The sequence below is a fragment of the Vibrio sp. V03_P4A6T147 genome (assembly GCF_002241085.1).
Taxonomy (GTDB): Bacteria; Pseudomonadota; Gammaproteobacteria; order Enterobacterales; family Vibrionaceae; genus Vibrio; species Vibrio anguillarum.
In genome coordinates, this window is the sequence record NZ_NDIO01000371.1 from 1 (window position 1) to 11,545 (window position 11,545).

Sequence of the window (11,545 nt, forward strand, 5' to 3'; positions counted from 1 at the left end):
TATGGGGTCGTTCATCATTCACCTCCTCAGCTATCGATGCGTTGATTGTGAATCAAAACAAGGAATACAAAAACTGAGAATTTTTTATTTTTTAATTCCTCATATCATCGAAATTAGCCTTAAAACGATATTTAAAAACTAAAAATCAATAAATGAGGAACAAATGATCATTAATATTTCTTATTTAGTTCTTCATAAATTCGCTACTATACCCAAACAACTTGACCATCAAGGAGGGCAAAGCGCAAGGCCGTGCGAAGAACTGAACTGCCTATCTCTTCCCTTTCATCCAGAGGATTTGCGAGTGTCTGATCTTACTTTATTACGTTATTACACACGCCTGACCGTGCTTGGTGTGGGTCAAGAGATTAAAGTGTCGTTAACACAGGTTGCAGAATGTTTATTCACCTCACCGCGTCATGCACGAAATCTGGTGGCTAAAATGCAGCAACAAGGTTGGCTCAAGTGGCAACCCAAAGTCGGACGTAACCAACGCTCGATACTGCGCCTGAACCTCGATTTAGACACAATCAAACAAATGCTCGCGAAAGAGCAAATTTTGGCTGGGAAATATGAAAAAGCCTTAACCATACTGGATAATGATGAGGTAGTGTTTGGGCGTTTGTTGCAAAGTACTTCCGGCGCATCTATTCGCGAAGGTCGCTTACACATTCAACTGACGTATAAACGACCATTTGAACGGCTAGTGCCCCATCAAATACAGCGTAGTAGTGAGCGATTTCTGCTCAGGCAAATCTATTGCTGCCTCATCCAGTGTGATGAACAAGGACGCTTTCATCCAGAATTAGCCCATCACTGGGAGTATGATGCACAACATTTTCAGTGGGTATTTTATCTTCGCCCCGGATTAACGTTTCACGATGGCTCACCGATTGATGCTAATACGATCGTGAGTTTATTTGCCAAACTCTCTAGTTTGGAAGAGTACAAAAAAGAGCTCGCGCATTTGGTTGATGTAAGCGCACCACAACCACAAAAAGTAGTATTTTCTCTTAATCAATCTGATTTAGGATTTGCAGGGTTGCTCTCTGGCGTCAAATATTCAATTCAACCAGCCAGCCAAGTGAACAATGCATACTCCCCAATGGTGACAGGTTGTGGCCCATTTCAAGTTCAAGATCACTCACCTCACAAACTCATTTTAAGCGCATTTGACCAATTCTATGGCTGCCGAGCTTTAACGGATCACGTCACAATTTGGATTTTAAATGAAGACGAGTTGTACCCTCAAGGCATGCATATCAAACAAAAAAATCAGCAACAAAACATCTCTTGCCACCACGATGTAGAGCTGAGTAACGTTGAAGAACTGGCGATCATCACCTCTAATCAATCATCAAGAGTGGAAGATGGTTGCATGTTTATTTTGTTCAATCAAGGTGCTCATTCACCTCTTAATGAAAATCAGAAACGCTACCTAGCTACCGAGATATCTGGAGAAAAACTAGAGCACTATTTAGCACAACAACCAACTAAGTTTGACGCAGTCGTTGCCAGTAACCTACTGCCAGTATGGCAACCTGTGGTGCGACCACCAGCGCCCAAAGCAAGCCTGCCAAATCAAATCTCGATTGCCGTCTATGACTACACGGTACTGATTCATTGCGCCTTCGGTGTGAAACATATTTTAGAGGAGATGGGGCTGGCTGCTGCCGTCAACATTTACTCCTACCGAGAATTGAATTTTCTGGCCCAGCAAGGCAAATTGTACGAGACCATAGTTATCACCAATATTAATTTAGATGACAACCGGCATTTCAGTGCATTTAGCCACTTATTTGGCAACCCAATGTTGCACCATTGCATTGGCCCCGCAGAGAGCCAATGGCTGCTCAAAGCGTTAATCGACATTCGATCAACGACACCATTGACACACTACCTTATCGCGTTGGAACCGCTAGCATCGAGTTTGATCAACGAATACTGCCTCGTCCCTTTGTTCCACCATAAGCAAACATTACGTTTTCAGGGTGTGCTCAAAGACGTTGCACTGACCAACTGGGGATGGCCTGATATTAAAAATGTGTGGTCCATTGATTAGCGAATAAATAGCCTGCGTAATATTGCCAGCATCACTAAACGATAACGCAGCATCCACTGGCTACGTGGCAACCAACGCTTAGAAAACAATACGGTTTTGGCGTGTGAAAAGGTCTTAAAACCTTCAATCCCGTGATAGTGCCCAACCCCAGAATCGCCAATACCGCCAAAGGGGGCATCATCGGCGGCCACATGTAACAGAGTATCGTTCACAGCTAGGCCACCACTATGCGTTTGTGTACTAACCTGTTTGATCACCTCGTGATCATCACTCATTAAATATAAAGCTAACGGACGTGGGCGAGCGTTGATATAAGCTATCGCTTCATCCAAACTGTGATAACTCAATATCGGCAATATGGGGCCAAATATCTCATGTTGGGATAACAACATATCAACCTTCAAATTCGTCACTAAGCAAGGCAAAAATTGATACGTTCCCGCTTTTGCATCGCCTTCTACGGGATGCAATGTGGCCCCTTTTTGTTTAGCATCGTCTAAGTATTGTTGCAGCCTATCAAACTGGGTTTGATTAATAATATGTGACGTATCATAGCCATCTTTAGTGGAAAAATAGCGCTTAAAGCGTTGCAGATAGAGCTCCACAAAGGCTTGTTGTTTGCCTTCCGGCAGTAAAACATAATCAGGAGCAACACAGATCTGCCCTGCATTGATGGCTTTGCCAAGCATGATGTTATCAACGCTACGCGCAAGGTCAGCATCAGGTGCAATGATCACGGGGGATTTCCCGCCAAGCTCTAACGTTACTGGTGTTAGGTTTTTCGCAGCCGCTTGGGCAACCAATTTACCTACCGGTGTTGACCCCGTAAATAACAGATGATCAAAGGGTAACGCACTGAACTGTGCGGCAACGTCAGCCCCACCTTCTACAGTATCAACCGCTTCATCGACCGTCGCAAAAATACGCATCAACACTTGGTTGGTGCAGGGCGTATATTCGCTCAATTTGACCATAGCGCGATTACCTGCTGCCAATGCGGTAACTAATGGAGCCATACTGAGCACGATAGGAAAATTCCAAGGTACAATCACCCCCACAAGACCCAAGGGTTGATAGTGAACGCTCACTGTCGACGGCAGTAATAGCCAACCTGCATGACGCGATTGCGATTTTGTCCACGATTTGAGGTGTTTTAGCGTGTAATTAATGTGTGAAACGGCCGGTAGCAGATCGCAAACCGTACTATCAAAGCGACTTCGATAACCATAATCCCGATTTAAGGCCTCAACGAGCGCGGCCTGTTCACTGAGTAACGCGTTTTTTAAGCACTGCAACCAAATACGTCTTTGCTCAAGGCTAGGATACGGCTCTGCTATTGTCTGCTGTTTTAATCTAGTAAAAAGTGTCGTAACGTCTTTAGTTAAGGGCTGTTGCTGTTCTGTTTCTTGCACCGTATTTCACCTCATTCGCAGCTAAGGCAGCGTCTTGGAAATGAGCTCAGGATTAATGCCAAAGCTGGCTTTATGTTCTTCAATCACAAATTCACTGCGCGTTTGAATCACTCCCGGCAATGTACCCAACTTGCCAGACATAAAACTTTGGTAGGCTTTCATATCTTTCACTCTCACTTTGATCATGGTGTCAAAATCACCGGACAATGAATAACATGCTTCAATTTCTGGGATGTCCGCCACTGCTTGTGAAAAACGCTCAAAAATAGAGAAACTGGTTTGATCCAATCGAATATGAATGAACACTTGTACATCCAGACCTAACTTTTCTGGACAAAGTTCTGCATGGTAGCCTTTGATATACCCTTCCTTTTCTAAGCGTTTGACACGATCAGAACAAGGAGATGTGGTTAAATTCACCAACTTTGCTAGCTCAACAACGGGAAGCCGTCCTTTACTGTGCAAAATACGTAAAATCTGTTGGTCGATGCGGTCTAGGCTCATGGTTTTGCACGGCGCTCAAAAAAAGTGATATGGCATACAATAATGGCTTACAGCGTTAAACCAACCTATCATCACAAGGCATTGTGATATAAATCACATAGAATAGGGGAACGTTAGAATAAAAAGACTGAGGAGAAAAAAGGAAAAGAAAGTGAGCAAGCACCCACTTTCTTGGTTGTAATCTATTTATCGCCTCTTTACTTTGAGTACGTTGAGATGATTACAGTTTGAAGCGAGAAATTTCTTTATCTAACTCATTCGCTAAACGGTGCATTTCATGAGCTTGTTGCACTGCATTTTGCGCATCACTGGCGAGTTGGTCGCTGACTTCACGTACCGATTCGGTGTTGCCATTAATATCCGCTGTCACCAAAGATTGCTCTTCTGCTGCTGATGCAATTTGTGTCGCCATATCACTGATCATCTGAATGGCTTCGCTGATTGCGTGTAAGCTTTCTCCTGTATGGTTCACATCTTGCACACTTGTTTCGACCAGTTTATGGCTTTCCGTCATGACAGAAACAGCATTGGTCGTTACCTTTTGCAAACCGGAAATTTTAGACTGGATCTCCTCGGTAGAGGCATGAGTACGCTGAGAAAGCACTCGGACTTCATCAGCTACAACCGCAAAGCCACGACCTTGCTCTCCGGCGCGCGCCGCTTCAATCGCCGCATTCAAGGCCAACAAATTTGTCTGCTCTGCAATCGAGCGAATGGTCGACAGAATGGTTGAAATCTCATTAGCGTGCACTTCTAATTCACCAATGATACCCACAGCACTGCTAAGCTCTTGTGCTAACTGATTGATTGACTGTTTGCTTTGCTGCATCTGGCGATAGCCTTGTGCACCAAGCTCAACCGATTCATTGGCATTTTTAGCGGTATTATCAGCATTGCCCGCGATTTCAGCGGTCGCAGACGCCATTTCAGTTACCGCAGTTGCAACCATAGTAATTTCATCTTGTTGAGTACGAATCCGTTCACTACGTTGACTGGCTGAGCTCGCGGCCTGTGTCGCTCCTTGGTTAAGGGAAACGGAAACATCACGCACGCTTTGCACCATGACATGGATGCGATCGACAAATTTATTGAACTTATCCGCTAAGATACCGACTTCATCATCGCTGCGAACGGCTAAACGACGGGTTAAATCGCCATCACCTTCGGCGATATCTGACAAAGCTTGAGCAATATTACTCAACTCATTCAACTGACGAGCGACGAACCATGAGGTCGCTAATGCCAAGATCACTAAAATCATCAAACCAATCAAGCTCTGTTTCAATAGCATGTCATTGAGTGGCTGTTCAAGAACCGTTTTGTCCATCACCATAACCAACAGCCAGTCGGTATGTTCAATACTTTGCGCCATCAATACTTTGGCCTGACCATCAATATCAACAAAGAGTGGTAATTGAGAATTTGCCGCCTCTGATATGCTTTGAATGGTCAGTTGTGAGGCCATTTCTTGGGTAGGTTTTAAAATAAGCTCTTGATTGGGATGGGCAACAATTAGCCCCTTGGTATTCACCAAAATAGCATTGCCCTTCCCGGGAACCTCAATAGCTAAGACGTCCTTGATCAATTTACCCAAAGCTAAATTGGAAGCGGCGACGCCAATCAGTTGGCCATTTTGACGGACAGGTTCTGCCAATGTCACCACTAAGGTTTGCATGGTAACGCTGACGTAGGGGGCGGTTGTGATCGGTTTACCCGCGACTTTGGCTTCTTTATACCAACCACGCTCACGGGGATCATAACCATTTTGGTTACGCGATCCGTCATTGCGGATCATATCGCCCTGTTCATTACCGTAATAACTCAGCCCAAACTCACCAGACTCCAAGGTTTGGCGTAGGTGAGGAACAATGTCTAATTGCGGATTACGCTCGATTTCGTTTTTTAATCCTAGCAGCGTTTTTTGTTTGCCATTAAACCAGTCACCAATCCCTTTTGCATGAGCCTGTAATGTATTACGCGCTTCACTCTCAATCGCTCTCCAGCTGTCGGTTTTAAAGGTTTGATAGCCAACCATAACCAATGCAGCGGCTGTCAATGTAATAGCAGCAACCACAGAGAACACCATTTTTCTCTTTAAACTCAATTGCATTGCAATGCTCCTTGAAGCTTGTTCACCAAAGTAATGGGCTTGAGAGTATTACAACTATGGATTATTACTTTGCCTAAGTTCCCAATACTTGACACTCGTGCAATAGAACGGCACGTGAATGTGCACTAAATCAAACTTAGTCAGCCGAATAAAAGCAAAATTATCTTTTGAGCGAGAGGCGCACTACGCCAAAAAACTTAGCGCAGTGCTGGAAGTATTTAGAGAACGCGGACGCGTGAGAAGTCGGTGTGGCTTAATGTTGATGGGTGATTACATACTCGGCAAAAACCTTGCTTTTCCATTTTGTAATGAGGTTCACCTTGTATAATGAGCGCAAAAAACTTTTGAACACCTTGCCACGTTGAACAAGGTTCTGACTGACAGCGCTTCATCACGACTTTATGTGGTGTCTCTTTACGACAACAGGTGCAATAAGCTTTTGACATGGTCCAATAATCCCTACAATTTGCATCATTATTGATAATTGACACATTTTGCGCCTACAGGTTCATTTTTCTCAAACTTTAGTGTGTGTTTCGTGAGCTATCTTCAAAAAACGTCCATCCCAATCTCCTTATTTTCTGCTAAGCACACTACACAATCTAACCTTTACAAAAAAGCCCCTCAGAAAGGGGCTAGTTATTGAACAACGGTATGAATGTCAATCTAGTTCAACCAGCTGCTTTTTAAAGGTCACGTGCTGTGCTCTCACGCTTTCTTCGGGTTCAGCTGTCGCTAAGCTCACCACAACGATCGCAAGTACAGAGAAAATGATCCCAGGAACAATTTCATACACATCAAACCAACCGCCAGACAGTTGTTTCCAAACCACAATTGTCACGCCACCAACAATAATGCCGGCTAGTGCACCATTGCGGTTCATTCGAGACCAATAAAGGCTCAATACCACTGCAGGGCCAAATGCGGCGCCAAAGCCCGCCCATGCATACGAAACTAAGCCGAGCACGGAACTATCTGGTGTCATGGCCAGCACTAACGCAACGATGGAAATTAGAATCACAGCAAAGCGGCCAACACGAACTATCTCCTCCGACGTTGCATCTTGCTTGATGACTTGCTTATAAAAATCTTCCGCTAACGCAGAGGAAGAAACTAATAATTGCGAGTCAGCGGTACTCATAATTGCCGCAAGAATAGCCGCAAGCAAAATACCTGCAATAACTGGATGGAAAATCGCATTCACTAGCAGCATGAAGATTTTTTCACCATCTGCCAGCTCCAGCGAACCGGTGTTCGTCACATAAACAAGCCCAACTAAGCCAACCAACAAGGCTCCCGCCATGGATAAACCGGTCCAAATGACCGCAATACGACGTGCTGTGGTGAGATCTTTATTTGAGCGAGACGCTTTAAAGCGCGCCAAAATATGGGGTTGACCAAAATAACCAAGCCCCCATGCCATTAATGAGATAATGGCAACACCCGTTAACGGCTCACCTTTCACATCATGCCACAGCGTCAATAGCTCTGGGTTTATTGCGGATAGATCTTGACTCAGTTGACCCAAACCACCGTTGATTGCCGCGATGGGCACAATCATTAATGCCGCTGCCATCAATAGGCCTTGCACTAAGTCAGTCCAAGAAACGGCTAAAAATCCACCAAACAGTGTATAAGACACCACACAAATGGTGCCAATAATAACTGCGGTTGAATAATCTAAACCAAATACCGTTTCAAATAATTTACCGCCAGCTACAAGGCCAGAACTGGTATAAAAGAGGAAGAACAGCAAAATAAAGAAGGCTGAAATGGTTTGAATCAGTTTAGATTTATCATTAAAGCGGCGTGATAAAAATTCAGGTAATGTTAATGAATCTGTCGTGATGCTATATGTGCGCAAGCGCTTAGCATTCACTAACCAGTTAGCCCATGTGCCCAATAATAAGCCACCCGCTAGCCAGAAAGCCTCAATACCAGCGGCGTACGCGTAACCAGGTAAACCGAGCAATAACCAACCGCTCATATCAGATGCACCCGCCGATAAAGCCGCAGGCCAAGGGCCCAGTGATCGCCCTCCTAAGAAATAATCTGCGGAGTTCTTCGTTCGAAGGTATGCAACCACACCAATAGCCAGCATCAAAATAAGATACAGGATAAAGGTGGTTGTAATAGCAAAGCTATTTTCCATTGTGTTTGTCCTCTTTAAAAGATCGCCTTCCATGTCCTCTTCCGAAGAAGAGGATAAAACAGAAAGGATTAATGGGTTTCGCTACCAAGCTCAAGCAAGGTCGCATTACCACCCACTGCTGTTATATTTATTGTGCGAGTACGCTCGGTAATAAAGCGCAACGATAAGTGAGGATCATGAGCCACGGGGATCGCGCTCAAGTCCGTTTCAGAAACTAGGCTGACAATCGCACCATTACGATCAGCTAGCTGACGGTTGAGGCTACGCTCAACCGAAGTGTTCCCAACGTAACCTACACTTCGAACGTCCGACGCCATCAACGGATGATAAGCATCAAAAGACGTAAACTGAATGAGATTAGTAGGGAGTGTTGACTGCTCAAATGCCGCTTGCAGTGTTCGAATCAACATCGCATCGTCACTACATAAGACGACGCTATTGCCTGCCACAAGAGCGGCACAAAGCTGAGCTGCCACCGCCTGTTGCGCTTTATCACTGTGTTCACCTTGGATGATCACAGCCACGCCCCGACCTGCGGTGTATAGCTCATTGGTTTCTCCAGTAGGACCGATCAATTGATGCGAATGCGCCAACAGCGCCGATGCCTGATGAAGATGGTAAGAAATCACTGTTGCCAGTTGTGGCATAGCGCTTTCTAGTAGATTTTTAAATGAAAGTAAGCACTCACATTTAGAATCAAAATCGGTGATATTCCAATTTTCCCATGCTGAAAAAGCGTCAGAAAAACGTGTTACTTGATGAACCATGCTAATTCTCCTGAGCCTTTATTACTGAGAAAATTCAGTTTGAGTAAAACGGTATAAGTAATGTGGGCCACCTGCCTTTGGTCCGGTACCAGAAAGCCCCTGCCCACCAAATGGTTGCACGCCCACCACCGCACCCACTTGATCACGGTTGATGTAACAGTTACCTACTCGGGCGTGTTTTTCTATCCAACGATACGTCGTTTCATTGCGGCTATGGATTCCCATGGTTAAACCAAAACCAGTTTGATTAATTTGCTGCACGACATCGGCCAGCTCACGCGCTTTAAAACGCACGATATGTAAGATCGGCCCAAATTGTTCTTCGGTTAAGCAGTGAATATCTGAAATTTCAAAAGCCGCTGGCGGTACAAAATCGCCGTGTTGGCACTCCGCACTGAGTTCTAATTGCGCAACTTTGGTCTGTGTCTTGGTCATCTGTTCAATGTGAGAGAACAACTTTTGTTTGGCTTTTTCATCAATAACAGGGCCGACATCTGTACTGTGGAGGTAAGGAAGACCAATCTTGAGCTCATTCATCGCACCATGAATCAAGCTGATGATGCGATCGGCAATATCCTGTTGAACAAATAGCACTCGTAATGCAGAGCAGCGCTGCCCAGCCGAAGCAAAGGCAGAACGAATCACATCTCTCACCACTTGCTCGGGTAAAGCCGTACTATCAACGATCATCGCGTTTTGCCCACCCGTCTCTGCAATCAACGGCACTGGCGCGGCGTCACGTTGAGCGAGAGCTTGATTGATACGTTGTGCGGTCGCCGTTGATCCAGTGAACGCGACACCGGCAATGGCAGGGTGAGAAGTCAGCGCACTGCCAATTTCTGCACCACGTCCAGGTAACAATTGGATAACGCCAGCAGGAAAGCCAGCTTCCAACATCAGTTCCACGGCACGCGAAGCAATCAAACTAGTTTGTTCTGCGGGTTTGGCAACGACCGTATTACCCGCAACTAACGCTGCCGTGATTTGCCCAAGAAAAATCGCAAGAGGGAAGTTCCATGGGCTAATACACACGAAAACACCACGACCTTCACGGCTCACTTTTCGCTTTTCATTATCAAAACTCGTCACTTCAAAGGGTGTTAACGCGGAAACTTGTTTGGCGTAATAGCGACAAAAATCTACCGCTTCGCGGACTTCATCAATGCTATCGTGAATGGTTTTCCCTGCTTCGTGATGACAAATGGCGACCAGTTCAGCCAAGTTCTCTTCGAGTAAATCAGCAAGTTTATCAAGTTTGCCCGCGCGAACGCTGTGCTCTTCTTGCTTCCAAGCAGCAAAGGATTGCTCCGCTATTGAGATAGCTTCGGAAACATGATCAAGGTTGGCAAATACCACTTGTCCAACATGCTTCCTACGGTCATAAGGCGCAGTCACAACTTCCGGCGATGCCCCTGCCTTGATCATGCTTTCGAACTGAATAACACCATTGATGATAGGAGAAGCATGCCACTGTTTACTGAGCCAACATTCTACTTTCGCTTCAAAAGGCGTTGCCTCACTTTCAATATCAATATTGACGCCATAGGAATTAACGCGCTCGGCAAAGATATGCGGTGGTAAAGGGATTTTGGTATTTGGTAAAGAATCAAACGAGAGCAACATATCGACAGGATGTTGCGTTAACGTATCAATAGGACAACGAGCATCAACTAAACGATGCACAAACGAACTGTTCGCACCATTTTCAAGCAATCTACGAACTAAATAAGGCAGTAAGTCTTTATGACTACCTACTGGAGCATAAATTCGCACCGATTGTTGATAGGCTTTCATTGCATGATGATAAAGAGCATCACCCATGCCATGCAGACGCTGGAACTCAAAATCTTTGTGTTGTGACATCACCGCAATCGCGGTCACGGTTTGTGCATTATGACTGGCAAATTGAGGGAAAATATGACCACGAACACCCTCGCTTAAAAGAAAACGAGCGCAAGCCAAATAGGCTACATCAGTAGCTTCTTTACGTGTGTATACCGGATAGTTGCTGTAGCCACTTTGCTGAGACCACTTCACTTCACTATCCCAATACGCCCCTTTGACTAAACGCAGTGGGATCACATCACCTTGCTGTTTCGCCAACCCATTAAGCCAAACTAAAACGGGTAAAGCGCGCTTAGAGTAAGCTTGTACAACTAAACCAAATTTCCCCCACCCTTTCACGGGCTCACTGCAATATATCTTTTCAAATAGCTTTAATGACAGCTCTAAACGGTCTGCTTCTTCTGCATCGATAGTGATCGCCACATCCAGCTCGATAGCACGGGCTAAAAGCTGTAGCAGTGTGCTATAAAGCTCGCTCAGCACGCGCTCTTGATTAGCCACTTCATAACGCGGATGCAATGCAGAAAGCTTGATTGATACGGACGGTGCCGGGCTGGTTGATAAGCCATATTTCTCGCGGCCAACCGCCTCAATCGCCATCAAATAATCTTTGAAATATTTATTGGCATCGGCCGTGGTTAACGCCGCTTCACCGAGCATATCAAATGAATAGGTATACCCTTTATCACGCAT

Annotated in this window: 8 protein-coding genes; 1 reads left to right on the forward strand and 7 read right to left on the reverse strand. The window is 45.2% G+C overall.

What is annotated here, in order from left to right; genetic code table 11:
• The first annotated feature begins 163 nt into the window (after positions 1-163).
• The gene (locus tag B9J84_RS14310; RefSeq protein WP_094124419.1) at positions 164-2,062 is read left to right on the forward strand and encodes an SgrR family transcriptional regulator; all 1,899 of its coding nucleotides are present in this window, start codon (positions 164-166) and stop codon (positions 2,060-2,062) included.
• Here B9J84_RS14310 and B9J84_RS14315 read toward each other — a convergent pair.
• The 7 genes from B9J84_RS14315 to putA form a co-directional block, all read right to left on the reverse strand.
• Positions 2,059-3,474, reverse strand: a complete 1,416-nt coding sequence (locus B9J84_RS14315; protein WP_094124420.1) for a coniferyl aldehyde dehydrogenase — start codon at positions 3,472-3,474, stop codon at positions 2,059-2,061. The genes B9J84_RS14310 and B9J84_RS14315 overlap by 4 nt on opposite strands.
• 21 nt (positions 3,475-3,495) lie before the next feature.
• Complete coding sequence (locus B9J84_RS14320) at positions 3,496-3,978, reverse strand: Lrp/AsnC family transcriptional regulator (RefSeq protein WP_010317305.1); 483 nt, start codon at positions 3,976-3,978, stop codon at positions 3,496-3,498.
• Between the two features lie 220 nt (positions 3,979-4,198).
• Positions 4,199-6,088 carry a methyl-accepting chemotaxis protein gene (locus B9J84_RS14325; protein ID WP_013868194.1) on the reverse strand — a complete coding sequence of 630 codons (1,890 nt, stop codon included), beginning with the start codon at positions 6,086-6,088 and terminating at the stop codon, positions 4,199-4,201.
• Positions 6,089-6,306: 218 nt separating this feature from the next.
• Positions 6,307-6,534, reverse strand: coding sequence for a hypothetical protein (locus B9J84_RS14330; RefSeq protein WP_013868195.1), 228 nt, complete (start codon positions 6,532-6,534; stop codon positions 6,307-6,309).
• A gap of 215 nt (positions 6,535-6,749) precedes the next feature.
• Complete coding sequence (gene putP / locus B9J84_RS14335; RefSeq protein ID WP_017044927.1) at positions 6,750-8,240, reverse strand: sodium/proline symporter PutP; 1,491 nt, start codon at positions 8,238-8,240, stop codon at positions 6,750-6,752.
• A gap of 68 nt (positions 8,241-8,308) precedes the next feature.
• Positions 8,309-9,007, reverse strand: a complete 699-nt coding sequence (locus tag B9J84_RS14340) for a 1-pyrroline-5-carboxylate dehydrogenase (protein ID WP_017042347.1) — start codon at positions 9,005-9,007, stop codon at positions 8,309-8,311.
• Positions 9,008-9,028: 21 nt separating this feature from the next.
• A partial coding sequence (gene putA, locus B9J84_RS14345) for a bifunctional proline dehydrogenase/L-glutamate gamma-semialdehyde dehydrogenase PutA (protein ID WP_094124421.1) occupies positions 9,029-11,545 on the reverse strand: 2,517 nt, incomplete at its 5' end.

What these genes read in the sequence shown, in the direction of transcription:
- B9J84_RS14310 (WP_094124419.1), top strand. Translation starts at nt 164, where the DNA reads ATGATCATTAATATTTCTTATTTAGTTCTTCATAAATTCGCTACTATA.
- B9J84_RS14320 (WP_010317305.1), bottom strand. Translation starts at nt 3,978, where the DNA reads ATGAGCCTAGACCGCATCGACCAACAGATTTTACGTATTTTGCACAGT.
- B9J84_RS14325 (WP_013868194.1), bottom strand. Translation starts at nt 6,088, where the DNA reads ATGCAATTGAGTTTAAAGAGAAAAATGGTGTTCTCTGTGGTTGCTGCT.
- B9J84_RS14330 (WP_013868195.1), bottom strand. Translation starts at nt 6,534, where the DNA reads ATGTCAAAAGCTTATTGCACCTGTTGTCGTAAAGAGACACCACATAAA.
- putP (WP_017044927.1), bottom strand. Translation starts at nt 8,240, where the DNA reads ATGGAAAATAGCTTTGCTATTACAACCACCTTTATCCTGTATCTTATT.
- B9J84_RS14340 (WP_017042347.1), bottom strand. Translation starts at nt 9,007, where the DNA reads ATGGTTCATCAAGTAACACGTTTTTCTGACGCTTTTTCAGCATGGGAA.